General features: G+C 33.4%; 16 protein-coding genes and 1 pseudogene. 11 read left to right on the forward strand and 6 right to left on the reverse strand.

What is annotated here, in order from left to right; translation table 11 throughout:
* Positions 1-7 precede the first annotated feature (7 nt).
* A complete protein-coding gene (locus P5P89_RS02055) occupies positions 8-499 on the forward strand; it encodes a hypothetical protein (protein WP_278010523.1) in 492 nt (163 codons plus the stop codon).
* A gap of 253 nt (positions 500-752) precedes the next feature.
* A complete protein-coding gene (locus P5P89_RS02060; protein WP_278010524.1) occupies positions 753-983 on the forward strand; it encodes a hypothetical protein in 231 nt (76 codons plus the stop codon).
* 23 nt (positions 984-1,006) lie between these two features.
* On the opposite strand, the gene P5P89_RS02065 is transcribed toward P5P89_RS02060, so the two are convergent.
* Complete coding sequence (locus P5P89_RS02065; protein ID WP_278010525.1) at positions 1,007-1,396, reverse strand: winged helix-turn-helix transcriptional regulator; 390 nt, start codon at positions 1,394-1,396, stop codon at positions 1,007-1,009.
* A 183-nt stretch (positions 1,397-1,579) separates the two neighbouring features.
* Here P5P89_RS02065 and P5P89_RS02070 point away from each other — a divergent pair, with 183 nt between their 5' ends.
* Positions 1,580-1,960 carry a helix-turn-helix domain-containing protein gene (locus tag P5P89_RS02070; protein ID WP_278010526.1) on the forward strand — a complete coding sequence of 127 codons (381 nt, stop codon included), beginning with the start codon at positions 1,580-1,582 and terminating at the stop codon, positions 1,958-1,960.
* Between the two features lie 201 nt (positions 1,961-2,161).
* Here P5P89_RS02070 and P5P89_RS02075 read toward each other — a convergent pair.
* A pseudogene (locus tag P5P89_RS02075) lies at positions 2,162-3,267 on the reverse strand (pectate lyase family protein).
* 260 nt (positions 3,268-3,527) lie between these two features.
* On the opposite strand from P5P89_RS02075, the gene P5P89_RS02080 reads away from it, so the two are divergent.
* Positions 3,528-4,184 carry a 3-keto-disaccharide hydrolase gene (locus P5P89_RS02080; protein ID WP_278010527.1) on the forward strand — a complete coding sequence of 219 codons (657 nt, stop codon included), beginning with the start codon at positions 3,528-3,530 and terminating at the stop codon, positions 4,182-4,184.
* A gap of 56 nt (positions 4,185-4,240) precedes the next feature.
* Here the strand turns inward: P5P89_RS02080 and P5P89_RS02085 are convergent, their stop codons facing one another.
* The 4 genes from P5P89_RS02085 to P5P89_RS02100 form a co-directional block, all read right to left on the reverse strand.
* Positions 4,241-7,951, reverse strand: coding sequence for a PAS domain-containing sensor histidine kinase (locus tag P5P89_RS02085; RefSeq protein ID WP_278010528.1), 3,711 nt, complete (start codon positions 7,949-7,951; stop codon positions 4,241-4,243).
* Positions 7,881-8,327: a response regulator gene (locus P5P89_RS02090; RefSeq protein WP_278010529.1), complete on the reverse strand. Its 447-nt coding sequence runs from the start codon at positions 8,325-8,327 to the stop codon at positions 7,881-7,883. Before P5P89_RS02090 ends, P5P89_RS02085 begins: the two co-directional genes overlap by 71 nt.
* Before the next feature lie 326 nt (positions 8,328-8,653).
* Entirely contained in the window at positions 8,654-9,127 is a 474-nt protein-coding gene (locus P5P89_RS02095; protein ID WP_278010530.1) for a response regulator, read from the reverse strand.
* Between the two features lie 2 nt (positions 9,128-9,129).
* Positions 9,130-12,195 carry a PAS domain S-box protein gene (locus P5P89_RS02100; protein WP_278010531.1) on the reverse strand — a complete coding sequence of 1,022 codons (3,066 nt, stop codon included), beginning with the start codon at positions 12,193-12,195 and terminating at the stop codon, positions 9,130-9,132.
* A 212-nt stretch (positions 12,196-12,407) separates the two neighbouring features.
* Here P5P89_RS02100 and P5P89_RS02105 point away from each other — a divergent pair, with 212 nt between their 5' ends.
* The 7 genes from P5P89_RS02105 to P5P89_RS02135 all read left to right on the forward strand — a co-directional run bounded on the left by P5P89_RS02105 (position 12,408) and on the right by P5P89_RS02135 (position 18,517).
* Positions 12,408-13,196, forward strand: coding sequence for an SDR family NAD(P)-dependent oxidoreductase (locus tag P5P89_RS02105; RefSeq protein WP_278010532.1), 789 nt, complete (start codon positions 12,408-12,410; stop codon positions 13,194-13,196).
* A 228-nt stretch (positions 13,197-13,424) separates the two neighbouring features.
* The gene (locus P5P89_RS02110) at positions 13,425-14,231 is read left to right on the forward strand and encodes a phytanoyl-CoA dioxygenase family protein (protein WP_278010533.1); all 807 of its coding nucleotides are present in this window, start codon (positions 13,425-13,427) and stop codon (positions 14,229-14,231) included.
* A 154-nt stretch (positions 14,232-14,385) separates the two neighbouring features.
* Positions 14,386-15,072 carry a CDP-alcohol phosphatidyltransferase family protein gene (locus P5P89_RS02115; RefSeq protein WP_278010534.1) on the forward strand — a complete coding sequence of 229 codons (687 nt, stop codon included), beginning with the start codon at positions 14,386-14,388 and terminating at the stop codon, positions 15,070-15,072.
* 1 nt (position 15,073) lies between these two features.
* Positions 15,074-15,505 (forward strand): GtrA family protein, encoded by a 432-nt coding sequence (locus P5P89_RS02120; RefSeq protein ID WP_278010535.1) that lies wholly within the window; start codon positions 15,074-15,076, stop codon positions 15,503-15,505.
* A gap of 168 nt (positions 15,506-15,673) precedes the next feature.
* Positions 15,674-16,249, forward strand: a complete 576-nt coding sequence (locus P5P89_RS02125; protein ID WP_278010536.1) for a DUF4833 domain-containing protein — start codon at positions 15,674-15,676, stop codon at positions 16,247-16,249.
* A 374-nt stretch (positions 16,250-16,623) separates the two neighbouring features.
* Entirely contained in the window at positions 16,624-17,121 is a 498-nt protein-coding gene (locus P5P89_RS02130) for a hypothetical protein (RefSeq protein WP_278010537.1), read from the forward strand.
* 400 nt (positions 17,122-17,521) lie between these two features.
* On the forward strand, positions 17,522-18,517 hold the full coding sequence (locus tag P5P89_RS02135) for a GTP pyrophosphokinase (protein ID WP_278010538.1): 996 nt from the start codon (positions 17,522-17,524) through the stop codon (positions 18,515-18,517).
* Positions 18,518-18,847 lie beyond the last annotated feature (330 nt).

Genomic DNA, 18,847 nt, shown 5'->3' on the forward strand with positions numbered 1-18,847 from the left:
AAACAATATGGCACATCAAAATTTCATAGACATAATTAAGAATGAATTCACATTTTTAGAAAATGATGGTTATCAATTAAGAATAGAAGACAGAACTGTATGGTATGAAAAAAATACCAAGAAAGAAGGATTTCGCATAGGATTCAGTTGGACTGAGTATGATTGTATATGGATATCCGGTTTAACCGCAAATAAAAGATTTAATATAGTAGAGAAACTTATAAATCCAATTATAAATGTTGATTTAATAAATTTATACACTATTTACATTTCACCAAATGTAGATTACATACCTGAAAGCCTAAATTATACTGAATCTAACGGAAAAATAAACTTTGAAATTTCAACTTATGAGGAATCTTTATTGTTTGTAGATTTCATGAAATCTTTTTATGATAAGACAGCAAAACGTTTTTATGAAGAATATAAGAACTTAGAAAATGTTAATGTTTGGTTGGATAAGAACGATATTAATAATCATGTCAATTTAATCACATAAGCTGGAAATACAATGATGTTAAGAAAATTAATATTAATGAAATTAAATAATGATAAAAAATTTGAAGATTTATTTTTTAGATATAAAGATTTTCTAATCAAAAAAAAATCAGAGAATGAAAGTCCTTACGTGGATATGTTCAATACATTTCAGCAATTAATTCCTTTTTTTGAAAAATAATTTTTGAGAACATACCTCGCCTCTACGAAGTGTTCCCCCGATTACTATGATTTATCCAAATAAAAACTCACTATTGACAATCCCTACAACATCAATGTATTTTTTGATAATCGTGCTGTTTCTAACGATTTGGAATATATTTTGGAAAAACGATTGCCATGCAAGAATACGATTTCTTTTTGCGTCAGATCCGGAAAATGATTTTGACAATATCGCTGTAATCATTCTGGATTATACACAAAGTCTGAAAGAAGTAACAGTTTATAATACCAACCAGAATAAAATTATATTTAGTTCATTATAAAATAACAATCTTAGAATTATCTTTCACATCGTTTCCTGTCTAAGTTTTTCACGATGACTGATTCCAAAATCCCTTAGCGCCAATATTACCGGCTTGACTGACCAACTATATTCTGTAAGTTCATATTCTGTTCTGATTGCACTATCTTTAAAAATCTTTTTTTCAACAAAACCGTTGAGTTCCATTTCCTTTAATTGCTGTGCCAATACTTTAGAAGTAATTTTAGGAATCTCTTTCATAATCTCGCCAAATCTTCTATTTCCTTCCATGAGTGCTATTGTTATGGGGATTCTCCATTTACTACCTGCTATAACGTAAATAGCGTCCATAATAGAAACTACTTCTGTTTTACATTTCAAAATCCTTTCTTTTCTATTATTCCCGTCAGGGATACTTTCATCAGTTATAATCATTGGTCACAAATATTTGGGGTTACTTTTTTTATTGATAAATAAATCAAAAATATATATTTTCACCATTCGCTATGTAGGATATGTATGCTTAAATTTTATCTCAGTATAATCAAAAATGATATTATAGTTACCTTGAGGTAAGTTTATATTTCTGAATCATAAATGTGTATACTTTTGTTTGTTGTGAAATATACCTATCACGATTTTTGCCATATGTGGAATGCTATACTAAATAATATCAAGAATATAAGGGAATTAAAAAATTACACTCAGGAATATGTAGCCGGAAAACTGGGATTAACACAATCAGGTTATAATAAGATTGAAAAGGGAAAAACTATTTTAGGAAAAAACCGATTACTAAAAATAGCTGCTGTTTTAGAAGTAAGCGTCGATGACATTATTAATTTTCAAAGTTCTATATCTATTAAAACTGAAGTTGAAAAAACTCCGGAAATTGATGCTGTTGTCAAGCTTAATAAAATCTATCAGAAAAAAATAAAACTTCTTGAGAAGGCTTTAGAAGATAAGACTAATGAACTTGATACTGCAAAGAAGAAATAATACAATCCGTATACTGGTTATTTTTTTCGTCTTAGGTAGATTTTTATATAAATTAAGAAGCATATATTACAGTTTAAAAACCGAATATATGCTTCAAAAAAAGTAGCCCGTCAGGTAATTCAAAGTCTAATTCAATACATTTTTTTTACCATAATTATTACGTACATTGCTATGTACTAAAATTACACCAACGGACTAACTTTAAAAAGAACCACAAATATTGCCGGTAAAAGTTGCACCAGCACTACCGGTAACATCGGCTTTTACAGCGGTTGTAAGCAGTGTAACGATAGTATATGGGGGTGTAAAAGCATTACTCCCGCTTACAGTATTTGTGGTATTAGGAAAACTGTTATCCAGGACTGTTACAGCTGTAAAACCAGTCATTAAATCAATAGGCTTATTAACGCTTTCAAATACATTTTTTTCGATTCTGATATCTGCTTCAAAGCCTGCCATAATACATTTATTGCTCACCGAACTGCTGAAATAACTGTTTATAATATGCACTTTTCCAAATCTTACTCTTGGCATTCTCTCTTTACAGCCAGGTCCCCACCAACATCTGGCAAAAGTAATTCTTAATTTTCCGCGATCGCCTGTAGCAGTGTCACTGGAGCCTATTAAATTTGAGAATCTGTGATCATCTGTTCCGCCAGGACCTCCCGCTTTTGGAGTTTTCAAATAAGTAAATTTTGTGTAAGATACCGTAACAAAATCAGATTTATTTTTGATATCTAAATTACCATCTACGCCATCTCTAAATTCACAATGATCAACCCAAACATTCTGGCAGTTATCTATTATTGCATTGTCCCAGCCATCAGTGTCATAAGCACCCGGGCCTTCAAATATTAAATTTCTTATGATAATGTTCGTACAGTTCTTTATATTAATAATTCCTGAATTTGCTGTAGTCTGATCTGTTGAAACCAGTTTTGCCCCACTTTCACCATATATAGTTTTTCCGGATTGTCCCTGAAGCAGTAATCTTCCGCCAGAAGTAGCAGGAATTGTGATAGTACCAGATACTTTGATCACTTTTATACTACTGTTTTCGATAGCTGTTTTTAGACTGGAATAATTAGCTACAACAGTCTCCTGGGAACTCCCCCACCAGTGGTTCCTCCATTTTGAGAAGCCCAACCTGGAACTTCACTACAATTGCCAACTTTTGCAGTACTTGGCGAAGTAGTAACTGAAGCTACGGAATTTTCATTTTTAACAGTGCCGTTATCTTCGTTACTGCAGGAAAGAATAAAAAAAAATGAGGCAAAAAGCAATGGCATAAGTTTTTTAAATTTCATAATTAATAGATTTAGGGTTATTTAATTTATAGTACAAATTTTACAGAAATCCTCTTTTAATTTATTGAACTAATTCAATCTTTTAGGAATAATTTATGAGCACCTGATTCTGAAATATTTTTAATAAAAGCGTATACTTGAAATCACAAAATCAGTATTTTTCTTTGAAAAAATTATAGGCCTTACCAAATCTAATAAATCTTGATTGCTTACTTTTACTGCTATAAAAACATAGCTTTATTTGTTTAAAATTCTTACTTATGTTCAAAAAAATAACTTTTTCTTTTATTTTACTTTTTCTTTTAAATTCATGCGCGGTTCAACAAAAAAGCCTGTCAGCAGATGACTGGTACGCTTTTACAAAAACCAGTACTGAAAGACAGCAGCCTTCAGAAGTTTATGAATTCTCAGATGGCATAATCAGGATGTACGGTGAAACAAACAGTTATCTGATGTCTAAAAAAAGTTATAAAAATTTTGAACTGAGTTTAGAATACCGATGGAATATCGAAGAAAAATTTAAAACAAAAAACAAAAAAAACAGCGGTGTTATGTACAATATTCCTGCAGATTACCCTGATAAAATCTGGCCAAAAGGAATTCAGTTTCAAATCAAAGAAAATACTACCGGCGATTTTATCTTTTTAGATCAGGTAACTGCAAAAGTAAACGGGAAACTGGTTGAGGCAGGCGCAAGCGTAACTTCTGCCAAATTTATTGAAAACGAAAAGCCTTATGGTGAATGGAATAGTATTTCAATCAAATCCGTAAATGGAAAAATCTCCCAATTTCTCAACGGAAAACTAGTAAATGAATGTGTAGAAGCTAATACAACTGAAGGCAGAATTTCACTAAACTACGAGGGTGCACCTATTGATTTTAAAAATATAATCGTTAAAAATATTACTAAAGAGTAAACCTGAAAGAATTAGATCTCTCTAACTCCTCTTTGCCGAAATAAACTTCAATAGTATTATTGTGAGCCATTTACAGGAATATAAATATTAAAAGTGGCACCTTTATTTTGCTCACCGCTTGCAGTAATAAATCCGTTATGGTTTTCCACTATCTTTTTTACAATTGCCAGACCTATTCCAGTTCCTGTATATTCCAGTTTTCCATGTAAACGCTGAAACACTTCAAATATCTTTGCACTATATTGCTGATCAAAACCAATACCGTTATCTGAGATGCTGATATGACAATAGTCAATAGTATCTTTTGCTTTTTTATTTCCCAGTGCTGATCCTTTAATTATTTCGCAATTAATTTTTATTACCGGAAAAACTTCCGGCTTAGAAAATTTAATTGAATTACTCACTAAATTATACAACAATTGCCTAAACTGAAAAGGAATAAGATCAACTTTAAAGGTTTGACCTTTTTTTATAACAGCTTTCTTTAATTCTAGTTCTTCTTTTAGATCTTCTTCTACCTCATCTATAATCTTTGATAAATCTGTTTTTTCGAATATTCTTTCCTGAATATTGGTTCTGGAATAAGACAAGAGATCATTAATTAAAGTCTGCATTCGCTTAGCGGCATTCTGCATTCTTTGAAATTTGTCTTTTCCAAAATCTGATAAATTATCTGATTCCTTTTCTATGATCTGGGTTGCAAAAGTCTGTATTTTTCGGAGAGGTTCCTGCAAATCATGACTTGATATATAGGCAAACGACTGAAGTTCTTTATTCATCTGTTCCAGTTCAGCATTTTTCTGTTCGAGCTCCATTGCATTTTGTTTCAATTTGTCATTGGCTTGTTTTTTTTCTGTAAGGTCATGTGTCACTTTTGAAAAACCTATAACCTCCTTTTTTTTATTATGTACAGCCGTGATGACAACACTTGCCCAAAATAATGTCCCGTTTTTTCTAACACGCCATCCCTCATGGATTGCTTTGCCTTTCTCGCGGGCAATTTGAAGCACTTTGTGGGGAAGGTTATTTTTTCGGTCTTCTTCTGTATAAAAAACAGAAAAAGATTGTCCTATAATTTCCTCACTCTTATATCCTTTAATCTTTTCGGCACCGATGTTCCAATTCTCCACAATCCCTTCATGATTCAAATACAAAATAGCATAGTCCTGAACTTCTTCAACCATTAAATGATAACGCTGCTCACTTTTTCTAAGTGATTCATTCATCAGGTTTAATTCCCTCGTGCGTGCATTAACCTGCTCTTCCAATTCATGAGCAAAAGCTTTATCGGCGTGAATATCTGTAAATGCCCCGACCCATTTAATGATTTCATTGTTTTCATTTCGAATAGGCTCGCCAATTACTGCATGCCATCTGTAAGTTCCGCTTTTACTTTTTATCCTTACATCAGCTCTGTACCTTTCTCCTGTTGTTAAGGAATGATGCCATATTTTTATATTTTCCTCAAAATCTTCCGGATGTATCATTTTTTCCCAACTGTCATCTTTTCCCGGATGAATCCCTGTATATTCGAACCATTTTCCTGAGGTAAATAAGGCATTCCCGTTTTCATCGGTTTCCCAGATTAACTGTGGAAGACTTTCTGTTAAGGAGCGAAACCTTTTTTCGCTTTCTTCTATTGCCTCCTGATGTTTATTTTCGGCTGTAGTGTCCCTGATTGTACCGATCAGCTTTTCGGGATTACCATTTTCATCATAAAAAACTTTTCCTTTTCCTTCCATCCAGTGAATGGATTTATCTTCCCAAATCAAACGGGCTTCATAATTGAGACTTCCTGAAATGAGTGCTTCTTTAAAGGCCTTATTTCTAATGTGCATATCATCCGGATGAAGATGTTCCAACAGCTGTTGGTGTGTTAGATTAACATTTTCTTTATATCCACCAATAATTTCGAGATATCTTTCAGAATAAAGCAGCTCTTTAGTTTTTATATTCAGTTCCCAGGTACCGAGTTCGCTGGCTTCAACTATAATATTTAATCTCTCTTCATTCTGTTCTGTTTTTTTGCGCGCCAGTACTTTTTCGCTTACTTCAGTAACAGTTACAATAATACCTGAAATAGTACCATCTTCTTCTTTTAATGGATAATAAAGAAAATCGAAGTAAGAAATCTCCAGTTTCCCAAAACGGTTTAAGGGAACCGGTACTTCGTTTCCATGATATGGAATTCCTGTTTTTAAAACATTTTCCAATAGTGAACTCACCGTTGTTTGTACTTCTGGCAAAGACTCAAACAAAGGTTTACCTACAAAAGTATCTTCTTTTCTGTCTACTAATTTTAAATAGGCCTCATTGGCCATTTCTACAACATATTGATGTCCTCTCAGAATCGTAATTCCAACCGGAGCCTGCTTAACTGTATTTCTAAAACGTTTATCTGCCTCTTCTATTTTTTTCTTAGCAAGATTCAAATCAGTCAAATCGACACCTGTATTCATCACGCCATATACATTTCCGTTGGTATCATATAATGGGGTAAAGCTGTAATTAAAGTAAAAAGTTTCTAAGTTACCCTCTATTGTTAGATCTAACCTGGTATTTTTACTGTGAAAAGATTCCCCCGTTTCAAAAACAGTATTTAGCTGTTCAAAAACATGTTGATTTTCAAGTTCTGGCAGAATGTCTTTATATAATTTCCCTATTACATCATTTCCTTTTCCCCAAATATCCATAATAGACTTATTGGCGAGTTCAATGCGCATCTCTTTTCCAACATAAACACCAATAGGAAACGGTACATTTTCTACTAATTGCCTTATTTTTTGTTCACTTTCCTCTACTTTAGAACGGGCTAAAACCTGTGTAGTTATTTCAATTGCAATTGCTACAACTCCTGAGATTGTTCCGTTTGGTTCTGTAAGCGCTTCATATACGAAATTAACGTACCTGCTTTCTGTATTACCATTTCGTATTAACTGTACAAGCTGTTCATTCGCAACAAAATTTTTACCTGTATTAAAAACATTGTCTAAAATATCTTCTATTGTTTTTGATTGTGGCAAGACTTTAAAAATAGGCTGATTTATTACTTTTTCGGCTGCGATACCCATTAACTGAATCATTTGTGTATTTGCAATTTCCACAATATGATCTTTACCCCTAAATACACACATAGGTACTGGCGCCTGCATAATGCTATTTATAAACCTTTCGTTACTTTCCTTTAATGCCTCGGCTGCTTTTTTCTTTTCTGTAGTTTCAATTACAGTTACCAAAACGCCACCTACCTTTCCATTTTCATTTTTTATCGGACTGTAAGAAAAGTCAAAATAACAATTTTCATCAAAACCATTTCTGTTTAACACTACCATAAAATCAGGAAAACCGACAGCTTTTCCTTTCGTTACATCATTAAACATTGGACCTATAGTATCCCAAATTTCTGAAAATGTTTCTCTGGAACTGCATCCCAAAGCATCAGGGTGCTTGATGCATCCCAAAATAGGCCGAAATGCATCGTTGTACAGCTGAGTGTAATCATTACCCCAGGCAATGTACATCCCGAAAGGGTTATTGAGCATTACTGAAACCATTGTTCGAAGACTTTGTGGCCAGCTATCAGGATTTCCAATTGACGTTTTACTCCAGTCTTTTGAGCGCATCAATTCTCCCATTTCTCCTCCATCAGCCAAAAAATAATATTCCTGATCAGTAAATCCCATAGAAAAAGATTGATTAGGGTTGAAGAATAAATTGCTCTCTTGCAGGCTGTTTAAAGCTGCTTTCGGATGCTTTTGCAAGTGCATCTGAAATTACTTTTTTTAATTTTGAAAAATCACCGGGTTTACGAATATAGTGAGTCGCGCCCATGTCATAGAGCAAATCGACAATTTTACTATCAAGAGACGTTGAAAAAATAATGACAGGAAGGTTTTTAAACTCCTCAATGTTCTTAATTTCTGCCAGACATTCATGTCCGTTTTTGCGTGGCATATTTAAATCCAGAAAAAGCATATCCGGTAAATTATTAGCTGCGTTTTCCAGATGATGCATAAGCTCTACTCCATCATGAACTGTTTCAAGTGTTGCAGAAAGCGAAAGCTCATCAAGTGCTTCCTTAAAAAAAATACAATCATCATCATCATCGTCAGCTAATAGAAGATTGTAAATCTGTTTGTTCATTTTATGGAGGATAAATTAATTATTTTGATGGTCATTTTTTCGAACCGAACCGGTATAGTATTTTTTTTAAATAAATCCGAATTAAAAACTTTTAATAACAGCTAAGATAAAACTAATTTTAATATAAGCTGTCAATGCCTTACTGTAAATTAACTGACATCCTTTGTCCTGTGCTTCATGTTTACTTTTCTATTCTTATTAAATAATTAACTAGCTTATGCAAAGGGATTTATAAAATTTTACGTCAATCAAAATCAATAAAAACGAACTTAATATTATAATTTAAAAAAACAGTAAATTCAACTCTTAAAAACCTCATAGTTGATTTATGTATTACAGGATAATTCTTTAAAATCCAAAAATAGTATTGAATCCTTTTTTTGAAGATTCATGATAGCATCCTTCAAGCCGGTTTCAAGGTTTTCAGCAATTGAATGTAAAATATGTTTTAAATCTGCATAACTATTGGGTTTTACAAAATAACCAATCGCACCCAGACTGAAAGCAGTCTCAATATCATTTTTATGAGAAGATGTCGAAATCATAATCACAGGAAGATCCTTGTATTGCTTATCCTTTTTTAATAACTTCAAACATTCCCAGCCATTCATTACAGGCATATTGAGATCTAGAAAAATAAGCTTCGGACTTTCATCTAGTTCAGCAAGTAAATTTAACGCTTCTATTCCATTAGATGCTGTGTAATATAAGATTTGTTTGTCTATATCTGCCAATGCCTCACAAAACATTTCTGTATCATCAGTGTCATCATCTGCCAGTAAAATTATTTTATTATTCATTTTTAAATATCATTTTCTTTTTGTTGTAACGGAAGTGTGATAATAAACGTAGCTCCTGTACCGAGACTTCCGTTTGCTGTTATCTTTCCTCCATGTCGCTCTACTATCTTTTTACAAAGTGACAATCCTAAGCCTGTACCTTCATATTTGTCTTTAGAATTTAAACGCGTAAAAGTGTCGAATATTTGGTCTGCCTGATTTGGCTCAAAACCAATTCCATTATCGGATAACGTGATTACAGCTAACTTTCTATCATTTTCTATAACAATTTTAGAAAGTATGTTTATTTGAGGTGGCGCATCTACTTTAGCAAATTTGATAGAATTATTGATAAGATTATAAAAAAGCTGGTAAATCAATACTAATGCTCCTTCCAGAGATGGCAGATCATGATAATGAATTTTACCACCTGTTTTTTGCAAGGAAACCTCGAGATCGGTTTCAATGTTTTGGATAACTTCATTTAAATCAACCAATGTAGGTTTTTGCAAATCAGCATTAATTTTAGAGTATGCAAGCACCCCGTCAATCATGCTGAACATTCGATCTGTGGCAACATGCACTCTTTCAATATACCGCAATGCTGCTTCGTCTAATTTGCCCTGAAGATGATCCTCCAGACGGCTGGTAAATGTTTTTATTTTTCGTACTGGTTCTTTTAGGTCATGAGAGGCTACATGGGCAAATTGCTGCAGATCCTGATTAGAGCGCTGCAATTCTTTTGTACGCTCAGCAACAAGACTCTCCAGTTTTTCAGTAATGGTTTTTTGTTCATGGATGTCGGTACAGGTTCCAAACCATTTTTTTATTGTTCCCATTTTATCCATAATAGGTAAAGCCTTACTTAAAAACCAACGGTATTCTCCTGTTTTTCCATTTTTTAAACGTAATTCTAATTGATAAGGATTGCCGCTCTGAATGCTTTTATACCATAAATCCACTACAAATGATGCATCATCGGGGTGCAATAATGGAATCCAGCTTGAGTCGCCAAATTCATTTTCATCAAAAGCAGTATATTCGAACCAGCGCTTGTTATAATAATCAACAAAACCGTCCGGTTCACTTGTCCAGATGATTTGCGGTACCAGGTTAGCAAGCTGCCTGAATTTTTCTTCGCTTTCTTTAATAATTTCCTGTACCTCTTTTTGTGCCGTAATATCAGTTGCAGAGCCAAACCACTCAATAATATTACCCTGTTCATCCAGTACAGGTATAGCTCGTGAAAAAGTCCAGCTCATGGAACCATCTGAGTTTAACACCCGATGTTCTAGTTCTACTATACTTTTCTTTGCTATAGCTTCATTTGTAGCTTTTTCAACCTTTTCCTGATCATTAAGATGAATATATTTATCCCTCCAATTTAAAATGGGCTCGCTAATCTCAGAGAGTACTCCTCTTTCTTCCAGATTCCACATAACAGTCCAGTCGGCGTTCATTCGATATACCACATCAGATGAAGCATTTACCAAAGCCCGAAAACGATTCTCGCTCTCTTCTAGTTTTTTTCTTGCGATGACTTGTTCCGTAACATCGACAGCCGTTTGAATCATTCCGGTTATTTGATCATCTTCAATTAACGGACGATAAGCAAGATTATAATAATAGTCTTTTATTTCGCCTGTACGATTGTGCGGAACAAGTACTTCACTCTGATCAAAAGGAACTCCTTTATTGTAAACATTCTGAACCTGTGTCCAAACATATTGACCTTCCAATTCAGGTAAAACATCAATCAGTGGCATACCGATAATTTCTTCTCCCCGGCCAATCATCTCAAGCATGTGCTTATTTATTTGCTCTATTACCAAATCATCTCCCTTTAGTACCAAAGTCGGACAGGGAGTCTGGTCAATCATAGATCTTAATCGGCTCTCACTATCTTCTAATTTTCTTCTGTCAAGAACTTGTTGCGTTACATCTACAGCCATATGTAACACAGCTGAGCTATCGTCCGTTTCTTTAATATTATCATAAGAAAAATTAAAGAAACGGCGCTCCAGATTGTTATTAATTAATAAATTAACCGGATATTCATCTCCTCTAAAAGGTATACCCGTTTTTTGTACTTCAATAACCGTTTCCAGTATTTCCTGATGTAAAAGTTCCGGGAGCGCTTCCAGCATTTTTTTTCCAATCACCTCATCTGCATGTTTCTTACTCATAAACTTGAGCATGGGCTTATTTACACTTTCAATAATAACATCTTCACCTTTAGAAAGTAACATCGCAACCGGTGCCTGTTCAATCATGTTGCGAAAGCGGGTTTCACTTTGCTGAAGCTTTTCCTCCGCCTGTTTTATATCCGTAATATCGCGGGTTGTTCCTGCTACAGCTTCAACTATACCTTGTTCATTAATAACAGGAGTAGGAATGTAGTCATACACACGACTGCCTAACTCTGCATGTGGAAATGAAACTGTTCCCCTGATTGTTTTTTTATTTGCAACTATTTCATCTATTTCCCTTTCATGCATTTGCGCATGCCACTCTTCGTAACCATTTTCACGTAAACCGACACCAATAGCATTTTCAGCGGATTTACCCCACATAGTAAGTAATGCTTTATTGGCATAAGTAAATTTGTAGTCCAGGTCAAAAACATACACCAGGTCAGGGGTATTGTTTGTAATAGAATCGTATAGTCTTTTTTGTTTCTCTGCTGTATCCAATGCTTGACTAAGAGCAATTTCCGACTCTTTCCTTTCGGTAATATCATCCATTGTCACTACCAATATATCATTTTGTTTTACAGCTGTAAAACGAAACCAATGTATCGTACCCTGTCTTTCATAACAACTTTCAAATCTGGCTGTGATTCCAGTTTCGGCTACCTCAACAAATTTCTCAAGGATACCAGCCTCTTTTGCCATAGGAAAAACACTGCTGTACAACTTATCTTTATAATCTATATCGCCAATCCAATTGAGCGTGTAAGTATTAAATAGCAGAATTGAGAAGTCTTCAATCTTTCCTTCGTTATTATAGAAAGACTGCATGACCGCAATACCGTTTGGTGCAGAGTTAAAAACGGCTTGAAAAAGGTCATTGTTTTCTGTTAATTTCATTGATGCATTTTATGACTGACTACAGGTGTTCATTTTTATTACTTTTTGTGCTATCAGTCATTAACGACTTAAGTATGAAAGAAAAAAAGCGTCTTCATAGCTAAAATATAAAAAAAAGCACAAATATACAATGCAATAAACAAGATAAATGCGAGCATTTATATAGTGTTAAGTATAATTAATCTTTACATTTGATAATCAAATTAATCAAAATGAGCGAAAAAACGAAACCGTATGCCTTAATTACCGGTGCCAGCAAAGGCATTGGAAAATCAATTGCTTATGAATTGGCTAAACAGGGATATCCACTATTGCTTGTTGCAAGAAGTGACGAGGAATTAAAAGCACTATCTAATGATCTTCAGGTTAAATACGGAATCAATGCTCCTGTTTTACCAATTGATCTTTCCACAAATGGAGCATCGTTAAAAGTTATCGATTGGATAAAGATAAATAATTATCCCGTTGGCATTTTAGTCAACAATGCGGGTTATGGTATATGGGGCGAGTTTAGTAAGTCTTCTCTAACCGATCAGCTTGGCATGATGCAGCTGAACATGAATGTAGTAGTTGAACTTTCACATTTATTACTACCCATACTTTCTCAAGAAAAACAAGCCTACATTTTAAATATATGTAGTACCGCTGCCTACCAGGCTGTACCTACACTGGCTGTTTATTCGGCTACTAAGGCTTTTGTCTTATCATTTACGCGTGCCTTGCGTTTCGAATTGACCCAAACTCCAATTTCAGTAACCTGTTTTAGTCCGGGTCCGGTTGATACTGGTTTTGCTTCCAGAGCTGGTATAAATCCATTAAACAAAATGGCTGAAAAGTTTAATATGCGGCCTCATGAAGTTGCAAAAATGGCAGTAAGAGCCATGTTCAGCAAAAAATCAGAAGTTATTCCGGGTTTTACAAATATCATTTCCGTTTATGCCAACCGCATACTACCAAAGGCTTTCATCGAAAAAACGGCAGCCGGAATTTATAAAATTTAATTTTTTTCAAAAAAATAAAAAAATATTGTTTGCAAATGAAAAAATATATTACATTTGCAATATCTACTAATTCGATAGAACATGTATAATAATAGGAATATGTTTAATTTTCCTAAAAGCCGAATGCACGCAAACATGCGAATGTGCTGCTGTTGTTGTTGCTGTAGCTGCTGCTAACTTTTAGATAAAATTTCAAACTCATTATTTCATTTAATAAATACATATATCATGGTATCTTCTTATAAAACATTTACACTTACTGAGCAATTAACTAATGAGCAAATTGCCTTTTTTAACGAACATGGCTTCATCCATTTCAAAAAATTTATAAATCCGGAAACGGTTTCATCCATCATTGATGCCTCAAAACATGTAGAGCAAAAATGGATTGACAATAACCTTGAAAAAGTAAATGGCGTTCCAATTAAATATGGAAAAGATTTAGATGGCTCTCCTATTGTACAGCGTTTTGCTTTTATCAATCAACATCATCAGGCCTTAAGCGGACTTCTGCTTGATCCAAGATTTAATGGTTTATTACCATTGGCAGGCGATGGCGCAAGATTGGGTACAGAAGAAAAAGACGGAATGGTTTTCAATCATTATATCAATGGACCGGAAAGTAAGTTTGCTAAAATGGGCTGGCATACAGATGGTTTGAGAGATATTTTTTATGGTGGAAAATTAAACCCGATGCTCAATGTAGGTATCCACTTAAGTACTTTAGAACCCGAAAATGGCGGCCTTAAAATCATTCCGGGTACGCACAAGCAAAGTATTTATCAAATGCTTTTTCGTAAAAAATACTTTTTAGATCATAAAGCCGATCCTGAGGAAATTTCCATCAATCCGGAAGCTGGAGATTTAACTATTCACGATGGCCGTTTATGGCACAGAGTTGCAGAATCTTCTATCCGTGGCGAAGAAAGCAGAAGAAGGGTTATTTATATTCCAATTATAGCAGGAAAGTACGCTCCTAAAAACGAGAACAGCCCAACGGTTTTCTATCAACGTTTTGCGGGTATTGTTAAATAATTATGCTGTTTATTATCGCATTTAGTTATCTGGTTAGATCAGGTAAGCTAAAAAGTACCATAGATTTTTTTAAAAATAAGCAAACAAGAATCAAAGTTAAAATTGCAAAACTGGAATTGGCTATAGTATCTGGCTTACAAATATTGCGCTATTAATGGGAAAAGAAACACAGGTTGAAGAGTATAGTGCAATTGCACAGAGAACATTTTCAGACCGTAAGCGAACTAATATTTTAAAAAGAGCAGAACAGTTAACGATTATATTTTTGCTTCCAAAGGTGCCTGAATTCATTTCGCCGAACTTGCTCACATTAATTGGTACACTGGGTTCGGGATTCGTTTTTTTAGCTTTTGTTTTAGGTACTTATTTCGCCAATTGGTATTTGCTTTTAGGTATTATCGGTTTGGGTATAAATTGGTTAGGCGATTCTTTAGATGGAAGACTGGCTTATTACAGAAATATTCCACGCCGTTGGTATGGTTTTGCACTCGATATTATTGCCGATTGGATTGGTATTGTTCTTATAGGCTTTGGCTACTACATTTATGCTGAAAATGACACACAAATAGTAGCCTTTGCTTTTGTCGCATTGTACGGCTGGTCTATCATCATCAGTCAGTTACGCTACAAAATTACAAATGAATACAGTATCGATTCCGGCTTTGTTGGCCCAACAGAGCTTCGATTTATTATTGCTTTAATTTTAATTACAGAAGTTTTATATCAGGGATCAATTACCTATTTGGCTGGCTTAATCACTATTGTGTTATTTATAATCAATACCATAGATAGCTTTAAACTTTTAAAGCTGGGCGATTTAAGAGATAAAAACCAAGGCTGAAATGTTTAAGAAAAAATCCGTTTTGACTTTTCTACAGGCACAAGTTGCGGCATTTTTAGGCGGCATTACCGATTATGGGTTAATGATTTTATTGACAGAAGTATTCAAACTGCATTTTACCTTTTCTATTCTAATCTCCGGAACCGTTGGTGCCATTATCAACTTCAGCATCAATAGATTTTGGGTATTTAAAAATCAATCGGGTTACAGCAGCCACATCAATAGTCAGCTTTTTAAATTTGCTTTGGTGGTGTTGGGAAGCATTTCCTTAAAATCATTGGGTACGTTTATGTTCCAAAAAGTATTTCAAATCGATTATAAAATCGGAAGATTAATCACGGATTTGTTTGTTTCTTATGGTTTTAATTATCCACTAATTAAAAATTGGGTTTTTAAGGTAAACGATAAACAAAACGTCATCCAATCCAATTAGTTATAAGCTGATCTCGATTATTAATTTCTGGAGCACAAGATTTCTGTGTTTTTAAAAGATTGGTCCCGGCTCATCCGTTGCACACGAGCGATAGCGAACTGGCGAAGCAATCGGGGCTAAGAGACAACATTCTACTTTTTTACAATAATTCCAAAAAAAAAGATTCGTATGAATAAATTACCATTTAAATATTTTGCAAAATTACTAATCGTTATAACGATCTTAGTAAATATAGTTTCCGGAAATCTATTGGCACAATCCAAAAATCCATCGCCATTGCATTTTCCAACGCCTAAAAACATAGATAATATGCTGTTTTACATTCAGCGGGACCCGAATATCAACACTGCAATTTATGCCATAAACTACCAGGAAAACGGAAAAATAGACAAAAGTAATCCTATAAAAGCGTATTGGATTCGATATGCCGAGAAAGGAGTAAAAAAAGATTTTACTTATATACAACGCAAATTTGCCTACGGAATAGAAAGTAAAGCCTTAAACAATGAGGACTTTGAACTTCAATTTGTATCGTATAAAAAGCTACCCTTAACTTTGAAAAAGACAGATTCAGATCAAAAATATCATGTTTTTGTAAATGTAAATCAGAAAAAAATACAGGTAGAGAAAATATTTGTACGCATTGAAGGAGGTTCTTTTTGGTTACCAAATGTAAAATATGCCGAAGTTACCGGAATTGATGCTTCTTCTAATAAAATAATTACTGAGAGAATGTTGTTGTAATAGGATATCCTCGTTCTTCGAAGTGTTCTCATGAAAAGCTGCGCAAATGTCTCCGACTTTGCGCATTTTTTTTGTTCCTTAGAAATTATAAACCTGATAGAAGTCTCCTGACTTTTTACTGTTAGTTCTTATGATTGTCTTGGATTATTTACATTCAGGAGAAATATTCTAAGGGAATTAGTTTTAAAGTCAGAGACTTTATGAAGTTTCTGTTTTTCAGTTATATTTGTTTAAAATGGCGCAAAGTCAGAGACATTTGCGCAGCGTAAAGAAAAACACTTCGGAGAGGTGTTATTGAAATAAAAAAATCAGAAAAAACTCTTTTGAAGTGTTGACTTATAATTCAAAAATCGTTATTATTATGAAAAAAGTATATGGAAGAATTTTTAGAAGGAATAAACAATGCAGGTGGTGCGGAAATACTGATTACCAATTCAAATGAAATTCAGGAAATCACCGATGGAATGAGAATAAACTGTCAAATAGGGGCATTACAGCCAAATGAATGCAGAAGTAATTCACAAACAGTAGCCAGAAGTTTAGGTGAAAATGCGGTAATTGTGGAAGGATTGATTTTGACAAGAGATAATTTTTGCTTTCCTCATATGTGGGTTAAAATTAATGAAACACATTTTGATCTTACAACTGAACTTTTTGGGGATGCTACTTTAGTTACAGCATATTATGAAATACTAAATCCTGTAAACCCTCCGTTAGTTCGGTTTCAAGCTCCCGAAGAAATACTTTTTTCTGATATAACGGGTGAATTAGCTATTTTGTTTTACGATCAATACCCTCAAAACAGAGAAGAATATGAAAGAATGGTTGCGCTACTACAAAATGGAGAGGACCTTAATAATAATCAGTTATAAAACTACTCACTTGATGCATTAACATAATGGGTATTGCAAGATGTTATTTGCTTTAAGACAATATCTTGTCCGGTAATTTAACTCAACCCGATTTTTTGGATATGCGTAACAATAGCGCGGAAATTCTTTCCGTGCCAATTTCTAATAGTAATAAATATTGGATTTTCTTTTTTAAATCTGATGGAATAAACTTTGCGGGCAAGGATTAAAAATCCGCGCGATCGGTGTTCTATGTTCGTTTTTTCTTGCAAATAAAATACTTTAGATTAAAAACCTGAGTTTAAAATAAAAAAAACTATTTTAGTTATTTGTAATTAAAAATAAATTTCGTTAACTCTTTAATTTACATTTTTAAACGAGAGTCAACTTTAAAAATTAGAAAATATCATCAATCTATTGTATGGCAAAATTAGACCTTAACAGTTTGGAAATTGAATATAAGTCATTAAAACCTAAATTTAATAGATTAAAGGATTCAATTATAATACAAGTTGAAGAACTCTTGGAATTAGAGAATATACCTTTAGGTTTTCCAATTCAAAATAGAACCAAATCATGGGATTCAATTGTAAATAAGGTTGAAAGCAAAAGATTTAATATAAAAAGTTCAATTACGGAGTTACAAGACATTGTCGGATTGAGAGTAATTTTACTTTTTAATAAAGACGTAGAAAATGTATGTAAACTAATCGAAGATAATCTAACCAAAATAAAAAGATACAATACTTCGGAAAAATTATTAGACAATCAATTTGGTTATGCTTCAGAACATTTTGTTGTTAAAATTCCAGAAGCTTGGATTAGCGTACCTACATTTAAAGATTTAGGAGGGTTAGTAGCAGAAATTCAAGTAAGAACATTATCACAACATACTTGGGCAGAAGCATCTAAACAACTTCAATATAAGCAAGAAGAAAATATTCCTAGAGAGTTATTTCGATCAATTGGAAGAGTTTCCGCATTACTTGAAACCGTGGATTTAGAATTGGATAGATTATTAGATCAGCGTGAAAAATATAAAAATCTTTTATCTTCTAACTTATCAACTGCAATAAATCAAACACTTAATGTTGATATCTTAGAATCACTACTTAACGAAAAACTTCCGCCAGACAATAAAGCTTATTTCGAAAATTATTCAGAATTAATTGAAGATTTACGGATATTTAATATTAATACAAGCGAGGAGTTGGAAAAACTCATTAATGATTATCTAATGATAGCGTTAGAATCAGATGAAGAATTTGTAAATAGTAATTCATATAATGATGAAGATGGGGAAGACATGGAAAGAGCTACGAGAGGAGTTTTTCTTTCCCATGTAGGCTTGATAAGAGAAATGCTAGATAAAAGAGATCCTGAAAAATGGTTAGATTTTAATATGTCAAGAAGATAAGAGAAATTAGCACTGGAATATTATATATAAAAATGGATTATAAATTACTTAATATATTCTTAACTGAAAGATAGACTAATAATAATTACCTAGACACCAATTTTTAACCCGATCCTTAGATATTAACAACGATAGCGCAGAAATTCTTTTCTTGCTGGTTACTAATATTAATAAAAACTGGATTTTCTTTTTTAAATCTGTTCTGATATACTTTGCGGGCACGGATTGCAAATCCGCGCGATCAAGTAAATAAAATTAAAGAGAAATTAAATATTTTTTACTGCGCAAAAACACTACGTACTAAAGAAATATCTTTGACTAACAATAATT

It is taken from the genome of Flavobacterium gyeonganense, from assembly GCF_029625295.1.
Taxonomy (GTDB): Bacteria; Bacteroidota; Bacteroidia; order Flavobacteriales; family Flavobacteriaceae; genus Flavobacterium; species Flavobacterium gyeonganense.

Excerpts from the sequence above, each read along its gene's own strand:
- P5P89_RS02055 (WP_278010523.1), top strand. The coding sequence starts at position 8 with ATGGCACATCAAAATTTCATAGACATAATTAAGAATGAATTCACATTT.
- P5P89_RS02065 (WP_278010525.1), bottom strand. The coding sequence starts at position 1,396 with ATGATTATAACTGATGAAAGTATCCCTGACGGGAATAATAGAAAAGAA.
- P5P89_RS02080 (WP_278010527.1), top strand. The coding sequence starts at position 3,528 with ATGTTCAAAAAAATAACTTTTTCTTTTATTTTACTTTTTCTTTTAAAT.
- P5P89_RS02085 (WP_278010528.1), bottom strand. The coding sequence starts at position 7,951 with ATGCACTTGCAAAAGCATCCGAAAGCAGCTTTAAACAGCCTGCAAGAG.
- P5P89_RS02090 (WP_278010529.1), bottom strand. The coding sequence starts at position 8,327 with ATGAACAAACAGATTTACAATCTTCTATTAGCTGACGATGATGATGAT.
- P5P89_RS02095 (WP_278010530.1), bottom strand. The coding sequence starts at position 9,127 with ATGAATAATAAAATAATTTTACTGGCAGATGATGACACTGATGATACA.
- P5P89_RS02100 (WP_278010531.1), bottom strand. The coding sequence starts at position 12,195 with ATGAAATTAACAGAAAACAATGACCTTTTTCAAGCCGTTTTTAACTCT.
- P5P89_RS02105 (WP_278010532.1), top strand. The coding sequence starts at position 12,408 with ATGAGCGAAAAAACGAAACCGTATGCCTTAATTACCGGTGCCAGCAAA.
- P5P89_RS02110 (WP_278010533.1), top strand. The coding sequence starts at position 13,425 with ATGGTATCTTCTTATAAAACATTTACACTTACTGAGCAATTAACTAAT.
- P5P89_RS02115 (WP_278010534.1), top strand. The coding sequence starts at position 14,386 with ATGGGAAAAGAAACACAGGTTGAAGAGTATAGTGCAATTGCACAGAGA.
- P5P89_RS02120 (WP_278010535.1), top strand. The coding sequence starts at position 15,074 with ATGTTTAAGAAAAAATCCGTTTTGACTTTTCTACAGGCACAAGTTGCG.
- P5P89_RS02125 (WP_278010536.1), top strand. The coding sequence starts at position 15,674 with ATGAATAAATTACCATTTAAATATTTTGCAAAATTACTAATCGTTATA.
- P5P89_RS02130 (WP_278010537.1), top strand. The coding sequence starts at position 16,624 with ATGGAAGAATTTTTAGAAGGAATAAACAATGCAGGTGGTGCGGAAATA.
- P5P89_RS02135 (WP_278010538.1), top strand. The coding sequence starts at position 17,522 with ATGGCAAAATTAGACCTTAACAGTTTGGAAATTGAATATAAGTCATTA.